The organism is Mesorhizobium sp. B2-8-1 (genome assembly GCF_006440955.1).
GTDB lineage: Bacteria > Pseudomonadota > Alphaproteobacteria > Rhizobiales > Rhizobiaceae > Mesorhizobium.
Window position 1 is genome coordinate 66,953 of sequence record NZ_VFTX01000015.1, and the last position, 15,620, is coordinate 82,572.

14 protein-coding genes are annotated in these 15,620 nt (G+C 63.1%); 6 read left to right on the forward strand and 8 right to left on the reverse strand.

Annotated features, from left to right (window positions below):
* Positions 1–34: 34 nt before the first annotated feature.
* Both FJ428_RS28840 and FJ428_RS28845 read right to left on the reverse strand, forming a co-directional pair.
* Positions 35–859 (reverse strand): ABC transporter permease, encoded by an 825-nt coding sequence (locus FJ428_RS28840; protein WP_140525484.1) that lies wholly within the window; start codon positions 857–859, stop codon positions 35–37.
* Entirely contained in the window at positions 856–1,773 is a 918-nt protein-coding gene (locus FJ428_RS28845; protein WP_140500612.1) for an ABC transporter permease, read from the reverse strand. The genes FJ428_RS28840 and FJ428_RS28845 overlap by 4 nt, the downstream gene beginning before the upstream one ends.
* A 63-nt stretch (positions 1,774–1,836) precedes the next feature.
* On the opposite strand from FJ428_RS28845, the gene FJ428_RS28850 reads away from it, so the two are divergent.
* Together FJ428_RS28850 and FJ428_RS28855 are read left to right on the forward strand one after the other, a co-directional pair.
* Positions 1,837–2,082, forward strand: a complete 246-nt coding sequence (locus FJ428_RS28850; RefSeq protein ID WP_140500613.1) for a hypothetical protein — start codon at positions 1,837–1,839, stop codon at positions 2,080–2,082.
* A gap of 26 nt (positions 2,083–2,108) precedes the next feature.
* On the forward strand, positions 2,109–3,527 hold the full coding sequence (locus tag FJ428_RS28855) for an aminotransferase (RefSeq protein WP_140880658.1): 1,419 nt from the start codon (positions 2,109–2,111) through the stop codon (positions 3,525–3,527).
* 74 nt (positions 3,528–3,601) lie between these two features.
* Here FJ428_RS28855 and FJ428_RS28860 read toward each other — a convergent pair whose 3' ends face one another.
* Entirely contained in the window at positions 3,602–4,804 is a 1,203-nt protein-coding gene (locus FJ428_RS28860; RefSeq protein WP_140500615.1) for an aromatic ring-hydroxylating dioxygenase subunit alpha, read from the reverse strand.
* Positions 4,805–5,232: 428 nt separating this feature from the next.
* Between FJ428_RS28860 and FJ428_RS28865 the strand changes: the two genes are divergently transcribed.
* A complete protein-coding gene (locus tag FJ428_RS28865) occupies positions 5,233–5,643 on the forward strand; it encodes a hypothetical protein (RefSeq protein ID WP_140880660.1) in 411 nt (136 codons plus the stop codon).
* Positions 5,644–5,773: 130 nt separating this feature from the next.
* Here the strand turns inward: FJ428_RS28865 and FJ428_RS28870 are convergent, their stop codons facing one another.
* Together FJ428_RS28870 and FJ428_RS28875 are read right to left on the reverse strand one after the other, a co-directional pair.
* The gene (locus FJ428_RS28870) at positions 5,774–7,861 is read right to left on the reverse strand and encodes a sensor histidine kinase (RefSeq protein WP_181167425.1); all 2,088 of its coding nucleotides are present in this window, start codon (positions 7,859–7,861) and stop codon (positions 5,774–5,776) included.
* 160 nt (positions 7,862–8,021) lie between these two features.
* On the reverse strand, positions 8,022–8,795 hold the full coding sequence (locus tag FJ428_RS28875) for a response regulator transcription factor (RefSeq protein ID WP_181167426.1): 774 nt from the start codon (positions 8,793–8,795) through the stop codon (positions 8,022–8,024).
* A 45-nt stretch (positions 8,796–8,840) separates the two neighbouring features.
* On the opposite strand from FJ428_RS28875, the gene FJ428_RS28880 reads away from it, so the two are divergent.
* Positions 8,841–9,542 carry a response regulator transcription factor gene (locus FJ428_RS28880; protein ID WP_140558460.1) on the forward strand — a complete coding sequence of 234 codons (702 nt, stop codon included), beginning with the start codon at positions 8,841–8,843 and terminating at the stop codon, positions 9,540–9,542.
* Positions 9,543–9,623: 81 nt separating this feature from the next.
* Here the strand turns inward: FJ428_RS28880 and FJ428_RS28885 are convergent, their stop codons facing one another.
* Positions 9,624–9,791: a hypothetical protein gene (locus FJ428_RS28885; RefSeq protein WP_140558462.1), complete on the reverse strand. Its 168-nt coding sequence runs from the start codon at positions 9,789–9,791 to the stop codon at positions 9,624–9,626.
* Positions 9,792–10,117: 326 nt separating this feature from the next.
* On the opposite strand from FJ428_RS28885, the gene FJ428_RS30455 reads away from it, so the two are divergent.
* Complete coding sequence (locus FJ428_RS30455; RefSeq protein ID WP_181167427.1) at positions 10,118–10,339, forward strand: hypothetical protein; 222 nt, start codon at positions 10,118–10,120, stop codon at positions 10,337–10,339.
* A 213-nt stretch (positions 10,340–10,552) separates the two neighbouring features.
* The gene (locus FJ428_RS28895; protein WP_140525489.1) at positions 10,553–11,017 is read left to right on the forward strand and encodes a L,D-transpeptidase; all 465 of its coding nucleotides are present in this window, start codon (positions 10,553–10,555) and stop codon (positions 11,015–11,017) included.
* A 155-nt stretch (positions 11,018–11,172) separates the two neighbouring features.
* On the opposite strand, the gene FJ428_RS28900 is transcribed toward FJ428_RS28895, so the two are convergent.
* Together FJ428_RS28900 and FJ428_RS28905 are read right to left on the reverse strand one after the other, a co-directional pair.
* On the reverse strand, positions 11,173–14,256 hold the full coding sequence (locus FJ428_RS28900) for an efflux RND transporter permease subunit (RefSeq protein ID WP_140525490.1): 3,084 nt from the start codon (positions 14,254–14,256) through the stop codon (positions 11,173–11,175).
* Complete coding sequence (locus tag FJ428_RS28905) at positions 14,253–15,566, reverse strand: efflux RND transporter periplasmic adaptor subunit (RefSeq protein WP_140880662.1); 1,314 nt, start codon at positions 15,564–15,566, stop codon at positions 14,253–14,255. Before FJ428_RS28905 ends, FJ428_RS28900 begins: the two co-directional genes overlap by 4 nt.
* Positions 15,567–15,620 lie beyond the last annotated feature (54 nt).

The following is a 15,620-nucleotide window of genomic DNA, read 5'->3' on the forward strand; positions in this document are numbered from 1 at the left end:
CCGTTCGGACAGGGTTCGTGCGGATGGGGCCTGCTCAGGCATAAAGCCCTCCCTCGTTCTGGGTGCGTCTGGCGGCGCGGCGGCGCAGGATTTCGGCGACGGTCATCAGCAGGAAGGAGGCGACCAGCAGCAGCGTGCCGAGCGCGAGCACGCCCGGCAGTTTCGCCGCGAAGCGCAACTGGCCCCAGATATAGATCGGCAGCGTCGCCTCGGTACCGGTCAGGAAGAAGGCGATGATGAACTCGTCCAGCGAAATGGTGAAGCAGACCAGCAGGCTGGAGATGATTGCCGGCGCCACCATCGGCAGCGTCACCCGCCGGAAGGTGCCGAAGGCGCTCTCGCCGAGGTCGGCCGAGGCCTCCTCGAGGCTGCGATCGAAACCCTCGAAGCCGGAGGTCAGCACCGTCATCGAATAGGGGATGCAGACCAGGACATGGCCGAGCACGACGGTAAACAGAGAGAGGCTCAAGCCGAGCTGCAGCATCACCAGCAGCATCGAGATGGCGACGATGACTTCCGGCAGCACGAGCGGCGCCATGATCAGACCGTTGATGGCCCGCCGGCCGGGATAGCGGTAGCGGGTGATCGAGCGGGCAGCGAGGATGCCGAGAACCGTCGAAAGGACGGACGCCGAGACGCCGACGATCAGGCTGTTCCAGGTGGCGTCGAGCAGCGCCGGCGTGTTGGGCAGGTCCTCGTACCATTTGAGGGTGTAGCCGGTCAGCGGGAATTTCGGCGTAGCCGCCGTGTTGATCGAAAAGATCGGCAGGAAGATCACAGGCAGATAAAGGAAACCTACATAGAGGAAGGCATAGGCCGACAGCCAGCCGCCCGGCAGCAGACGTCGCGCCGCGCTCATCGCGCAAGCCTCTGGGCGGCACGGATGACCAGCACCGTGGCGCCGGCCATCAATGTCACGACCAGCATGGTGGTGACGGAAAGGGCGGCGCCCAGCGGCCAGTTCGAGGCCTTGCCGAACTGCGCCTGGATGGCGTTGGCGATCATGACGCCGTCCTTGCCGCCGACGAGCTTGGGGGTGACATAGTCGCCGACCGTCGGGATCATCACGATCAGCGCCGCCGAGATGATGCCTGGCGCCGACAGCGGCAAAGTCACGCGAAGGAACGAACGAAAGGGACCGTCGCCGAGATCCGTGGCCGCTTCCACCAGGGTCCGGTCGATCTTCTCCAGCGAGACGAAGATCGGCAGGATGGCAAAGGCCGCCCAGGCGTGGGTCAGCGTGATGATGACGGCGCTCGAATTGTAGAGCAGCGCCGTCGACGGCTCGTCGATGATGCCGAGGCCGATCAGCCCGGAGTTCAAGACGCCATTATAGCCGAGAATGACCTTCCACGACATCACGCGCAGGAGATAGCTGGTCCAGAACGGGATGGTGATGAGGAACAGCCACAGGCTCTTGTGGCGGCCGCCGTGGAAGGAAATGAAATAGGCGATCGGATAAGCCAGGACGACGGTGAAGAAGCTGACCGTCAGCGAGATATACAGCGAGCGCCACAACAGATCGCGATAGATCGGCTCGGTCAGGGCGACGCGGTAGTTTTCCAGCGTGAAGGTGCGGTCGATGGTCAGATAGTTCTGCGTCCAGAAGGAGTGGGCGATGACCACCAGGATCGGCAGGACCAGGAGGATGAGCGCGTAGAGAAAGGTCGGGCTGATCAGGGCAAAGCCCTGCACGGGTTCGGATTGCAGAAGGGCATTTCGTCTGGCCCGCGTCATGCGCAACGGGGGCGACCCTTCCGCCGCCGCCGTCATTGCCAGGCTCCGGGGGGCAGGGCTCCGGCTGTGATCTCGGTTGCTGGCCTGGAGCGTCCCGCCATGCGTTATCCCATTGGACTGGCGCCGGCTGTTTGTTCCCATTTTTGTTTTGGAGCGCGATCGAACGCGAAACCGGTGACCAGTTTTGCTGATCGCGCCCCGAGCTTGCCGGCTTTCTTTCATCATGCCCGCATCCGCGGATTGAAATCAAGCGCTATTTCTGAGATATTGATTGAACGGACATTCAAAATAGTGCGGATTATGCCGGAAATTTCCGGCACTGCCGGCCAAATTTCGAAATCCTGAATTCGACGAATTATGTGGAGATGACAATGGCGGCTGCGAGGGACCTGAAGGCGAGCGAAATGGCCGGAGCCGGAGCCGCGGATGCCGTCGAGTTGGCCAGGCGCCATCTCGTCCAGCCTTGGCCGTATGCCGGTTCGGTCGGCGCGGAAGCGCGCGCGCTGATCGGCGAAGGCGACGGCATCTACATCACCGACGGCACCGGCAAGCGGTTGATCGACGGGCCGGCCGGCATGTGGTGCGTCAATGTCGGTCATCGGCGCGAGGAACTCGCCAGGGTGATGTACGACCAGGCGATGGCACTGTCCTACAACACGCCGTGGTACACGATGAACGCGCCTTCGGCGGAGCTTGCCGGTCGCATAGCCGGTCATGCGCCCGGCGATCTCAGCCACGTCTTCTACACCACAGGCGGCTCCTCGGCGGTGGAGACGGCGCTGCGCTTCATGCAGTTCTACAACAATGTGCGGGGCCGGCCGGAGAAGAAGCTGATCCTGTCGCGCGGCGGCGCCTATCACGGCTCGACCTATCTGTCGGCCTCGCTCAATGGCCGCCCGCGTGACCGCGACTGGATGGACGGCGCCGACGAGCTGGTGATCAAGCTGTCCTCGCCCGATCCGTTCCGTCGTCCGCAGGGCATGAGCATGGCTGATTTCACCGACTTCCTCGTCGACCAGTTCCGCGACACCGTCGCGCGTGTCGGCGCCGACAGGATCGGCGCTTTCGTCGGCGAGCCGGTGCAGGCCTCCGGCGGCGTTATCGTGCCGCCGGACGGCTATCTCAAGCGCATCCGCGAGATCTGCCGCGACAACGACATCCTCTATGTCTCCGACGAGGTGGTGACGGGCTTTGGACGGCTGGGCCATGTCTTCGCCTCCGGCGATGTGTTCGGCATCGATCCCGACATGATCACTTTCGCCAAGGGTGTGACGTCAGGCTATTTCCCGCTCGGCGGCGTCATCATATCGGAACGGCTGCTGGAGGAACTGCGCCGGTCGAACCATCCCGACGCGATGTTCGGCCATGGCCTGACCTACACCTCCCATCCGGTCGGCTGCGCAGTGGCGCTCAGGAATCTCGACCTTCTGGAACAGGGCGTACTTGCCCATACGCAAGCGGTCGCGCCCTACTTCCAGGCGCAGCTGAAGACGCTGGAAGAATTGCCGTTGGTCGGCGAGGTGCGCGGGCTGGGATTGATGGGCTGCGTCGAATGTGTCGCCGACCGCGAAAGCAAGAACCCGCTGCAGCTCGACAAGAATGTCGGCAAACGCATCGACGCGCATTGCCACGAGCTCGGCCTGCTGGTGCGGCCGCTGATCAACATGTGCGTGATGTCGCCGCCGCTGGTCATCACGCGCGAGCAGATCGACGACATGGTCGGCATTTTGCGCGAGGGCATTTCGCGCACGATGGATGATCTCAGGAAAGAAGGGGTGTGGCGGGGATGACGTTCTTTCTTCGCCCCGCATAGGACGGGGAGAGGAGCGCTCTCACCGATGGTTTCGCCAATTATCGGCGTCGCCTATCCACGCGACCGCAGCGCGTCGTTCAAGTTCCACATGTCCTTCTCCTCCGGCGCCGTTTCGAGCCCAAGCACGGGGATCTGCCTGCGCAGATGGTCGTGGTGGGTGCGCACTCCGTATTCGAGGTCGGAGAGGTAAAAACCCTCGAAGGCTTCCGACAGCATGGATTCGTTCGACCACACCGAAAGCTGGACATCCTCCGACATGGTGTCGCGGTCGATGCGGAAGGAGAGATAGCGGGCCGCAGCCTGCTCGCGGCTTTCGTCGCGATAGCGGTAAATGGCGCCGCGCAGCAGGGTCTCACCCGTCGACAGCGGGAACTCCTGATAGAACTGCACCGATTCCGGCATCACCGAGAGGACGGCATTGGGGAAGATGCCATAATAGACCCAGGCCTTCTTCAGATAGTCCGGCAGATGCGCCGGCTCCGGCGCGATCTTGACGTAGTTCCTTACGCTCCAGCGACGGCCGGCATGCGGGTTGTAGCTGGCGAAGGAGCGCGACACGCCGTTGACGAAGGGTTCGTCGAAATAGGTCGCGCCATAGAGGTCCTGCAGAGCCGGGTGCGCCATGGCGACGTGATAGCCCTCATTGTCGACGTCGCGCACCGACTTCCAGTTGACCGGAGTTTTCTGGGTCCAGATCCCCCAGGAGGGCACCATGTCGGCGGCCTTGTAGTGCGAGAATTCGGGCTCGATCGGCTTCATCAGCTCGGCGACGGAGGGCTGCGGGCCGCCAGCGCGGAAGCGAATGAAGATAAAGCCCATCCAGACCTCCAGATCGAGCGGCATCAGGCCGAACTCGGTCTTGTCGAGATCGGGAAAGGAACGCGGGCGGGCAGCGCCGCGCAACGTGCCGTCGAGATTGTAGACCCAGCCGTGGAACGGGCACACTAGCGCGTTCTTGCAGTTGCCCTGGCTGTCGGCGACGACACGGCTGCCGCGATGGCGGCACATATTGTTGAAACCGCGCACGACGCCGTCCTTGCCGCGCACGATCAGAGCGCGTTCGCCGACGACGTCCATGGCCAGGTAATCGCCGGCGTCAGGGATGTCGCTGACATGTCCGGCGATCTGCCAGTGGTTGCGGAAAACGTGCTCCTTCTCGAGTTCGAGGAGGGCATCGGAATGGTAGCTCCAGCCAGGCAGTCCCCGCCGGTCCCAATCGTTGGGAATGGCCACGTCACGGAGATGCGGGTTCATAAAACGTCTCTTCTTTTTATTGAATATCCGTTCAATATAATCATATTTTTCATTGAAATGCAATGGCTTGTGGAAACAGGCATATTTTCGAAAGAAAGTTGGCGCGCCGATTTCAATCCAATCCGATGCAACGGCTCGCCCGAAAACCCCGGAGAATCCGGGCGTTAGCCCGGGTTTCAAAGCTTGGTTCCGGCGTGTTTTCGAAGCAAATCCTGCCAGGAGGGAAGCCGAGACAAAGGGCGTCGTCGCGCTTGCCCTTGCCGGTCCGCCGAGCCGGGATCGGCTGCGCGAGATGCCCGCTTGATGTGGTCTGGCCACGGGCCCGTTTCAAGGCGGTTACAATATCAGATTCACGCCAGCTTTCCGCTGATACAGAGCGCGACTAAGTTCGTTTTATCAAAAAAAGAAAGTCAACGAAGGGGATGATGATGCATGCGAAAGTTCAGATTGCCAGCAACGACCGCCGGTCCCAGGCTCCGGAGCGCGTTGGCCGCCGCCCGAAGCTGGTGTTGCGCCAGCGCGCCAGCGACCACCCCATGGCGATGTTCATGGCGCTGGCTGCTTGCGCCTTCGCCGGCATGGCGTTCGCGCCGACGGTCGGCCCGGCCTTTGCTTCGCTCAATCCACCAGCCAACGTCGTCGGCGGCGCAATGACCACCACCAGAACCGCACGCCTGCCGATGTCGATGGTCGACTTTGCCTGCAAGGGTCAGGCCTGGGGCGCCGAGAGCGTCGATTGCCTGCGGGCCATAGCCGAGCAGTCCGGAGCCCACAAAGCCCGTGCGGTCCGGATGATCGCCAATGCCGCGCCGCTGACCAATACGCCGAATATTTTCTGAGTTCGACTGAAACATGGTTCCGAAGCGGCTCCGCTTTGGAACGTGCCGCGGCGCTCCCCGAGCGCGTCCAGCGCTCCCTTCGGCTCCCGCCGCATGTCGGCCGGGGGCTTTTTTTACCGGTTGGTGCGGTCTATCCCTTCGAAACCACCTGGTCGGCAATGGCGGAAAGCACGCTGCGCACATCCAGCGTGCTGAACGGTTTCTCCAGGATCTGCGGACGCTGCAGTAGCGGCAGCGCCTCGATTTCGGCCTTGGCGCCGATCAGGTCGCCAGTGACCAGCACGAAACGCCGCGCCAGTTCCGGTCTTTCGGCAAGCAACTCTCGATAGATGGTCATGCCGCTTGTTCCAGGCATGCGCAGGTCCGAAAAGACGATGTCGGGCGGCATGTGGCCAGCCAATATGGCTGTGGCCGTGTCCCAGAGGGGCGCGATCCGTGACTTGATGCCCATCAGTTCGAGTATGTCGGAGAGCGAACCGGCGACGTCGGGCTCGTCATCGATGATCAAGGCGTGGCGCAGCCCGCTCGATCGCGGCTGGCCCTCGCCGGCGATGGCGACGCCGGCTACAATGGCCGGCAGCTGGACGACGAAACGGGCGCCACTTGGCAGCACTTCCTCGAACCAGACATTGCCATTGTGCCGCTCGATGATCGATTTCGAGATCGACAGGCCGATGCCGGTTCCGACGCCGACCGGCTTGGTGGTGAAATAGGATTCGAAGATGCGGGACCGGATCGCTTCCGGTACGCCAGGCCCATTGTCCTCGACCGAGAAACCGGGATCGCCGCGCTCGCTGCGGAAGGTCCGCACCTTGATCAGCCGGTCGCCGCCTATGCCTGCCAGCGCATGCTGGCTGTTGATGAGGAAATTGGCGGCCACCTGGGTGACGTGATCGGCGTCGGCCATGGCCAGCAACGGGCCAGGCGCGAAATCGGTGTCGATGATGATCCCGCTCGAGCGCGCGCCGTAGGCGGTCACCTCGAGCGCCGCGCGGATCACCTGGTTAAGGTCCGTCTCGGCCCGCTCGGTCGGATGCAGCCGGACCATCGACAGGAAACTCTTGACGATACGGCCGCAGCGCTCGGCGGCGGCGCGAACTTTCTCGGCGCGAACCTTGGTCTGCGGATCGGAGGCGAATTCGTGCAGCAGCGTCGACTGGGCGACAACCACGGCCAGCGGGTTGTTGAGCTCATGCGAGACGCCCGCAAGCAGCGAACCCATCGCCGCCATCTTCTCGTTCTGGTGCAACTTCTCGCGCTGCCGATTGATCTCCTCCTCGGCGCGCAGCTTGTCGCGCAGGTCGCGGATGGAGCCGAAGATCAGGCGGCGGTCGGCGACCCGCATCTCGGTCGCCGTCAGTTCGATGGGGAAAATCTCGCCGGCGGCGTTCTGGGTCACCGTCTCGAGCCGCTGTCCGACCATTGGCGCGCCGCGGCCGGACATGTATTCGGCCCCCGACGCATAGCCCTTACGGTAATAGATCGGCACGATGGTGTCGAGCAGGTCCTTGCCGAGGATATCGCTGCGCAGGAAGCCGAACATCTTCTCGGCGGCCGGATTGAATTCGACGATCGAGCCGGTCTCGTCGATGACGAGGATGGCATCGAGCGAGGCTTGCAGCATGGTGCGGCGGATGACCTCGCTGGCGTGGGCGTCGGAGGGCGAGCGTTCGATCGCGTCGCCGATGGCCAGCGCGATGATATGCAGCGTCGCTTCTTCCTCATCGGTCCATTCGCGCTCCTCGATACAGTCATTGACCGCCAGCGTCCCCCACAGGTGGCCATGCGCGAATACGGACACCGACAGGAACGACTTAATGCTCTGTTTCTCGAAGTCGGCTCTCAGGAAGCCCTCGAGGTCGCGCGTATGGCCGGCGAAAATCTTGCCCTGCCGTTCATCCTCCTGCAGCCGTTCCAGCAGCGGATCGGCGTTGATGATCGACTGCACGATCACCGTCGGCGAGGCCAGCTCGCCACCGACCACGGGATCGATCCAGTAGGCGGCCACCGACTGGGCAAATCCCTGGCCGGGCAGTTCGCGCAGGCGGAACAGGATGCCGCGCTGGCAGTCCATTGCGCGGCAAAGCGTTTCCAGTATGGCTTCCATCTCGCGCTGCCAGTCGCCGGCCTCGCGCAGCCGCCGCACCACGCGCACGGCCGCCATCGCCGCGCCTTGCCGGCCGTCTTGCATGTCCGTGCCTGCTGCTTCAGCGGTCATTTTCAGCCATTGTTGCGGTGCCAAGCGGATTTCATGCGCCGCGTCTCAAATCCTTGTTTTTATGCGTTGTCCCAAAACCAAGAGCGTTTTTGGGCGACAAGTATTGCGACGGATCCGTCCACAGACCAGCACAGGCGCGGGAGCAATCCCCCGCGCCCACTTAGTGGCCGTCGCCGGCCGGCAGCGAGAAGATATAGCCTTCGCCGCGCACCGTGCGCAGGAATTTCGGGCTGGCCGGATCCGTTTCTATCTTCTTGCGCAGGCGCATGATGCGAATGTCGACCGCGCGCGAGGATTCCGGATCTTCGGTGAGGCCGATCGCTTCGGAAATGGCAGCACGTGTCAGCAGCCGGTTGGCGCGGGTCAGGAAAACCTCCAGCACGTCGAACTCGCTCTTGGCCATGTCGATCACCGCGCCGTTGGCGCCGGTGACCAGCCTGCCGTCGAGATCAGCCTGGAAGGAGCCGAAAGCGACGGAGCGGCGGGGATCGCTCGCCTTTTGGCCGTGCATCGGCGCGTGCTGCGGAACCCGGCGCAGCACGCTGCGGACCCTGGCCAGCACCTCGCGCAGCTCGTAGGGTTTGACGATGTAGTCGTCGGCGCCGAGCTCAAGTCCGACGATGCGATCAAGCGCGGTGCCGGCGGCGGTGGCATAGATGATGCCGATCGGCAGTCTCGAGCGCAACCAGCGGCCGAGCGATAGCCCATCCTCACCCGGCATGGCGATGTCGAGGATGGCGAGGTGGAATGATTGCGTTTCGACCAGGCTGCGCGCGGCGGCCGCGGTTTCGGCGGTCGCCACGTCATAGCCGGCGGCGCCGAGATATTCGGCGACCGCCTCTCTTAGATCGGGCTCATCCTCGACAATTAAAATTCTTGCCCGCACGATGCGCTCGCTCCCACTTTCGGTGGAAAGTAGATTGGGTATAAACATGATGTCCAGCACTCATATCGGGTTGCCAGGAAATGGTTGGAAAACATGGCTGCACGCGCCGTTATCGGGCTTATCTGCGTCGCCGAAGTGGTGGCGACCGAACTCGCCGATCACCTTGAGCGGCGAGGCCACGACGTGCGTCAGGCGCGCCAGCCCTGGGAAGCGGAATCTATGCTGGCGGGAAAGGGCGTCGACGTCGTCGTCGTCGGTGACAGCCTCAGCCAGGCGGAGGGACGTGATCTGCTCAGGCGTTATGGCAGCCAAGGCGGGGGCGGTGAAGGCGGACCGGATTTCATCCTGATCTGCCGGCCGTGCGACCTCGTCGACAAGGTGCTGGCGCTCGAGCTCGGTGCGGCCGACGTCATCGAAAGTCCGCTCAATGTCAGGGAACTCGCCGCCCGCGTCGGCGGCCTGCTGACGCGGCGGGGCAGGGCCGCCCAGGAACTGATCGTGTTGGAGAACGCGACCGTCGATTTGAGGTCGGCCATCGTCATGCACCGCTCGGGCACGGAGGAGCAGCTTTCGCCCGGCCAGGTGGCGCTGCTTCGGCTGTTCCTGGCCAGTCCCCGCAAGGTGCTGACGCGCGACGACATAATCGCGGCGGCGCCGGCCGAGAATGTCGACGCTTTCGACCGCTCGATCGATTCGCGCATCGTGCGGCTGCGCCGCAAGCTCGATACGGAAGCCATCATCACCATACGCGGCGCCGGCTACCGTTTCGATCCGCCGGCGCAATTCGCCGATTGACGGCCGGGCGCTCACGCAATTCCTCTGGTTGAGCATCGGATTTCCAAACCGGTTTTCACCTCGGGCCCGATTGCCCTGCGCTCAGCGCACCACCAGTAGCGATGGCCCCGGCGGCATGTCGCTGCCTGCCGCGAACTCGCCTGCATGCGCGCGCTCTTTCAAGAGCACGGTGGCGAGCCCGGCAAAGCCGAGCAGGCCCTGTGCGTAGAGCAGTGCCGAAAGCACCGAAGCTGCAAGTTTCGTTTTCATTGCGTCAATCCCCAGTAAATCATGTTGCGGCAGCTTGTTTTCCGAAGACCAACGCCCGTCTTGGGTGGGCGCGTGACGCCTCGGCATACTTCAGGAACTCCCGAAGTGCCCGCGCCGTCTACGGAGCCCCCCGTCACGGCGCGGGCCTTCGGTCCTCTCAGCAGCAAGTTGCCGGAGGGGCCGCGCAATGCCAGCAGCCGAAGGCCAACCCGCCAGTGGGCCTTGAGCCGGACGATGCGCAGGCTGGAACAATCCAGACCGTGGCACAAAACAGGACGGTATAGAGGGTTGAGATCTCACTCGAACTCATCGCCGCGAGGCTGGCCATGGAACCGTCGGCAACCGTGCCGGCGACGCTAATGGCTGCTGCTGCGATGCTGATCCCGAGAAACCAGGACCGCATGTTCGTTTTCGTTCCCGTGGTCGTTGCCGTCTGCTTTCGTTACGTCAACTTTGCCGACGGCCTGTATCCGCTTCATGCCGCCGAAAATGCGCTTTGTTGCAGATTCTGTTTCGAAATAGGGCTCCAACCTTTCAATTTTGGCTAATCCGAACTTTCGTTTCGGGCTGGATACCTATGTGCCTACTCCTGTCCAGGGTGACAGCGTCGATGTTCGCCATATGGGAACTTTGGCCCATTAACCAGAGGAAACATATTCGAAACACAAACGAGCATTTCACGAAATCTCTCCGAAACATGATGCAGGGATAAGCCGCTCATCGAATTTGGGGCCGGCCAGCCCGGCAGAGAGAGGGACATCATGCATACTGCTATTTCCGCCAAGCTCATCAACATCACCGCCGCCGCTGCCCTGACGGCTGCGGCGCTTCTGTTCGGCGCCGGCACGGGTACCGCGCATGCCGCCAACAAGATCGTGGCGCGCGTCTCGCTTTCGCAACAGGTCATGGAAGTCTCGGTCGACGGCCGCCCGGCCTTCGCCTGGAAGGTTTCCACCGGCGACAGGGCGCATGTGACGCCGACCGGCTCGTTTAAGCCGACGCGCATGCATGAAATGTGGTATTCGAAGAAGTACGACAACGCGCCGATGCCGCATTCGGTGTTCTTCAGCGGCGGCTATGCGGTGCACGCCACCTATGCCATCAAGCGGCTTGGCCGGCCGGCCTCGCATGGTTGCGTGCGGCTGCATCCCGACAATGCCGCCGATTTCTACCAGCTCGTCGAAACCTTCGGGCCGGCCAACACCAGCATCGTCATCGTCAAGTAGCTGGCTGGCAACGGATCGGCACAGCAGCCATATCCGTTCAGGGCTCCCGCCGGAACATTTTCCCGCGGTAAATCGAGCACAGCCAAAGAAAGAGGCCGGGACGTTTCGGCCTCTTTTCTTTGTTAGTTTTTGTTAGTTCGGCAATGCCGTTTCCATCAGCTCGGCAATGCCGGCATCAATTTGGGATCCGGCTTCTCGGCCAGCTGGGGCAAGTCCTTGCTGGCAATGAAGGTATAGAACATGGGCACGACGAAGAGCGTGAACATGGTGCCTACCAGGATGCCGGTGAAAATGACCAGGCCCATCGAATAGCGGGCCGCGGCGCCGGCGCCGCTGGACGTGATCAGCGGCACCACGCCAAGCGCCATCGCCGCCGTCGTCATCAGGATAGGCCGCAGCCGCACCTTGGCCGAAGCGATGATGGCGTCGCGTCGCCGCATACCGTGGATCTCGCGCTGCTGGTTGGCGAACTCGACCAGCAGGATGCCGTGCTTGGTGATCAGGCCGATCAGCGTGATCAGTCCGACCTGCGTGTAGATGTTGAGTGTGCCGAGGCCCAGATTGAGCGGCACGATGGCGCCGAAGATCGACAGCGGCACCGCCATCATGATGATCAGCGGATCACGGAAGCTTTCGAACTGCGCCGCCAGCACCAGATAGATGACGATGACGGCCGCCCCGAAGGCGATCAGGATCGTGTTGCCCTGTTCCTTCTCCTGCCTGGACTGGCCCGAATAGTCGATGAAGAAGGTGTCGGGCAGGCTCTCCCTGGCTATGTCCTCGAGGACTTTCAATCCATCGCCCGTGGTGACGCCGGGCAGCGGCAGCGCCGAGATCGTCGACGAATTCAGCTGGTTGAACTGCTCGATCGCGGCCGGCGACGCATTGGTCGAGATCTTCACCACCGCCGACAGCGGCACCATCTCGCCCGTTACGCTGCGCACGAAGTACTCGCCGAGTTTTTCGGGATTGTCGCGGAATTCTTTCGGCACCTGCGGGATGATGTCGTAGCTGTTGGAGTCGCGGTCGAACTGCGCCACTTCGGCGCCGCCGACCAGCAGCGTCAGCGTCCGGCCGATATCGGCGATCGGCAGGTTCAGCGCCGCGGCGCGGTCGCGATCGATGGTCACCGTCACCTGCGGCGCGTCATAGGCCATCGAATTCTGCACGACGATGAAGCGGCCGGAGGCCTGTGCCTTGTTCTTGATCTTCTCGGCCACGTCGTACACTTCCGAGGAGTCGCCGGTCGATCGCACCACCAGGGCGATGGGCAGGCCGCCGCCGGAGCCCGGCAGCGTCGGTGGCGCAAAGACGAAGGCCTGGACGCCCGCCACCTTGGCGAGACGGGCTGTGATGTCGGCCTGCAGCTCCTTCGAGTTGCGCTTGCGCTCCGCCCAGTCCTTGAAGGCGAAACCGACGAACGCACTGTTCGTCGTGCCGCCGAACGCGACGGCCGAGAACTGCGCCCGCGTTTCGGGAATATCCTTCACCAGACCGAGCATCTGGTTGACGTAAGTCTCGGTGTAATCGGATGTCGCATAACGCGGCGCCGTTACAAGCGAGAGCAGGAAGCCCTGGTCTTCTTCCGGCGCCAGTTCGGTTGAGGTCTTGGTGAACATGAAGCCGGTCACCCCGACAAGCGCCAGCACGATGATCAGCGTCAGCGGGCGATAGTTGAGCGACCCGGTGACGGCCCGCTCATAGACGTGCTCGACCCGCGCGAAAGTGCCGTCGACAATGCGCTGGAAACGGCCTGGCGTGCCGGACTTCAGCAGGCGCGCCGACATCATTGGCGTGATGGTGATGGCGATCACGCCCGACAGCACCACCGAGCCGGCGAGCGTGACGGCGAATTCGCGGAACAGCGCGCCGGTCAGGCCGCCGGTGAAGGCCAATGGTGCGAACACCGCGGCCAGCGTCATGGTCATGGCGACGATGGCGGTGGCGATCTCGCGCATGCCGTTGAAGGCCGCCTGCATCGGCGACATGTGGTCCTCTTCCATGTGGCGGTGGATATTCTCCACCACCACGATGGCGTCGTCGACGACGAGGCCGATCGCCAGAACCATGGCGAGCAGCGACAGAAGATTGATCGAATAGCCCACCGCGAACAACAGGAAGCAGACGCCGATCAGCGACAGCGGGATGGTGACGATGGGCATCATCACCGAACGGAAAGAGCCAAGGAACAAAAGGATGACGACGACGACGATGGCAACGGCCTCGCCGATGGTCTTGAACACTTCGTCGATCGAGGCGCTGATCTGCCCGGTCGCGTCGTAGACGATCTCGATCGTCATGCCTTTCGGCAACGTCTCCTGGATTTGAGGCACCAGCTTGGTGAGCGCCGCCGCCGTGGTCAGGGGATTGGCAGCCGGGGTCGGGAAGATGGCGAGGAAGGTGCCTGGCTTGCCGTTGAAGGAAACCCTGGTGTCGGTATTCTCGGCGCCCAGTTCGACGCGGGCGACATCGCGCAGCCGCACCACATTGCCGTCGGTCGAGCGCAGCGGCAGTTCGGCGAAGGCTTCCGGCGTCTGGAGCGTCGAGCGCACGGTGATCGAGGAGACGACATATTCGTTCTCGGTGTTGCCGGGCGCCGACAGGAAGTTGGAGTTGTTGATCGCCGTCAGCACTTCCGATGCGGTCACACCGCGCGCGGCGAGCCTGACCGGATCGATCCAGACCCGCATCGAATATTCCTGGGCGCCGAAGATCTGCACGTCGGCGACGCCTTCGACCGTCGACATGCGGGGCCTGATGACGCGCTCGATATACTCGGTCAGCTGCTCCTTAGTCATGTTCGGGTTCTGCATCGAGATGTACATCATCGCGAATTGCTGGCCCGTGCCCTTGACGATGACGGGATCCTTGGAGGCGTCCGGCAAGGTGCCGCGCACGCCCTGGACCTTGGACAGCACTTCGGTCAGCGCGACGTCCGGGTTGGAGCCGAGCTTCATCTGCACAGTCACGGTGCTGGAGGACGGTCGGCTCGACGACGTGACGTAATCGATGTTCTCGGTCGAGGCGACGGCGCGCGCGATCGGAGCGGAAATGAAGCCCTGGATCAGGTCGGCGCTGGCGCCCGGATAGGCCGTCGTGATGGTGATCGCGGTTTCGTCAACCTTCGGATACTGGCGGATCGACAGGCTGAATATGCCCTGGAAACCCAGGAGCAGGATCATGCATGCAAGGACCGTGGAGAGGACGGGCCGGCGAATGAAGAGATCGGAAACGCTCATTGCTGGTCGGCCTGCTTGTTCGCCGATTTGGTTGGGTCGATGGTGTTGTCGACGTTGACGGACATGCCGTTGAAGAGGCGATTCTGACCTGCCGTGACAACCTCATCGCCCGCCTTGAGGCCTTCGACGATCTCGACCATGCCCTCGTTGCGGCGGCCGGGCTTGACGAATACCTGCGACAGGACCAGGGCAGGCTGCTCGCCCCCCGCGGCCGGCTTGGCCTGATCGGCGGCGGCCTTGTCCGCTGGTTTTGCCGCATCGGCGGCAGGCTTCGCGGCTTCGGCCGGTTTGGCATCGGCCGCGGGCTTGGCGTCCGCCGGCTTGTCGGTCGCCGCCGCGGCGGGGTTTGTCTCCGGCTTGGTCGGCTGCGCCTCGGCGGGCTTTGCCGGATGCACCACGAATATGTAGTCGCCATAGAGGCTGGTGGTCAGCGCCGTCTGTGGCAGCGCCAGCACATTCTGCTCCTCGGGCAATTCGACACGCACTTGCACGAACTGGCCGGGGGTCAGCTTGCCTTCGGGATTGGCGACTTCCGCCCGGATGTTCACCAGCCGGCTGGACGGGTCGATCTTGGGGTCGATGCCGCGAATGGTCCCGGCAAAAGGCATATCGCCGCCGCTGAGGCCCAGCCGAACCGTCTGCCCGATCTTGAGCAGCGGCAGTTGCTGTTCGGGAACCGTGAAGTCGACCCGCATCGTGTCGAGATCCTGCAGCGTCACCACGGCGGTGCCGGGCGCCAGATATTGGCCTAGATCGATCTTCGGGATGCCGACGGTTCCAGCAAAGGGCGCCGTCAGCTGCTTCTGGTCGAGCACTGCCTGAAGCCTGTTGACCTGGGATGCCGAGGCGGACGCGGCCGCACGTGCGGTGTCCAAGGTCGAGTCCGAGCCGACACCGCGCTTGGTCAGTTCGAGTGCACGGGTCAGCGATGTCTGATCGAGCGCCGCCTGCGCCTTCTGTGCCGCGAGATCGGCACGCTCTACGGCGTCGTCGAGCTGCAGCAGCACCGCATTGGCCGCCACTTTCTCGTTGGCATGGAAGGGGATCTCCTTGACGATGCCGGCGGTCTCAACCGTCAGGTCGACACCGCGCACGGCGCGGACCGTGCCGATCGCCTCGATGCCCGGCGTCCAGTTCGACGGCTTGACGATAGTTGTCGACACGGTTGCCGCTGGCGGCTTCATCGTGGCGAAATACTGCTTGATGCCGTTGTCACGCAGGAAATTGAACCCGACGATGCCGCCGACCACGATGACGAGCACGGCCAACACAACAATGATGATAACGAAACGGAGTATGCGCTTGAACAAGGAAGTCCCCTCAGTCGAAATCCGGCGCGAAGCGCGGATATCGGGACACATATC

Bases quoted from the DNA above. Each gene is read 5' to 3' on its own strand.
- FJ428_RS28845 (WP_140500612.1), bottom strand. From the start codon at position 1,773: ATGACGGCGGCGGCGGAAGGGTCGCCCCCGTTGCGCATGACGCGGGCC.
- FJ428_RS28855 (WP_140880658.1), top strand. From the start codon at position 2,109: ATGGCGGCTGCGAGGGACCTGAAGGCGAGCGAAATGGCCGGAGCCGGA.
- FJ428_RS28895 (WP_140525489.1), top strand. From the start codon at position 10,553: ATGCATACTGCTATTTCCGCCAAGCTCATCAACATCACCGCCGCCGCT.
- FJ428_RS28885 (WP_140558462.1), bottom strand. From the start codon at position 9,791: ATGAAAACGAAACTTGCAGCTTCGGTGCTTTCGGCACTGCTCTACGCA.
- FJ428_RS28880 (WP_140558460.1), top strand. From the start codon at position 8,841: ATGGCTGCACGCGCCGTTATCGGGCTTATCTGCGTCGCCGAAGTGGTG.
- FJ428_RS28840 (WP_140525484.1), bottom strand. From the start codon at position 859: ATGAGCGCGGCGCGACGTCTGCTGCCGGGCGGCTGGCTGTCGGCCTAT.
- FJ428_RS28860 (WP_140500615.1), bottom strand. From the start codon at position 4,804: ATGAACCCGCATCTCCGTGACGTGGCCATTCCCAACGATTGGGACCGG.
- FJ428_RS30455 (WP_181167427.1), top strand. From the start codon at position 10,118: ATGGAACCGTCGGCAACCGTGCCGGCGACGCTAATGGCTGCTGCTGCG.
- FJ428_RS28865 (WP_140880660.1), top strand. From the start codon at position 5,233: ATGCATGCGAAAGTTCAGATTGCCAGCAACGACCGCCGGTCCCAGGCT.
- FJ428_RS28850 (WP_140500613.1), top strand. From the start codon at position 1,837: ATGCGTTATCCCATTGGACTGGCGCCGGCTGTTTGTTCCCATTTTTGT.
- FJ428_RS28870 (WP_181167425.1), bottom strand. From the start codon at position 7,861: ATGACCGCTGAAGCAGCAGGCACGGACATGCAAGACGGCCGGCAAGGC.
- FJ428_RS28875 (WP_181167426.1), bottom strand. From the start codon at position 8,795: ATGTTTATACCCAATCTACTTTCCACCGAAAGTGGGAGCGAGCGCATC.
- FJ428_RS28900 (WP_140525490.1), bottom strand. From the start codon at position 14,256: ATGAGCGTTTCCGATCTCTTCATTCGCCGGCCCGTCCTCTCCACGGTC.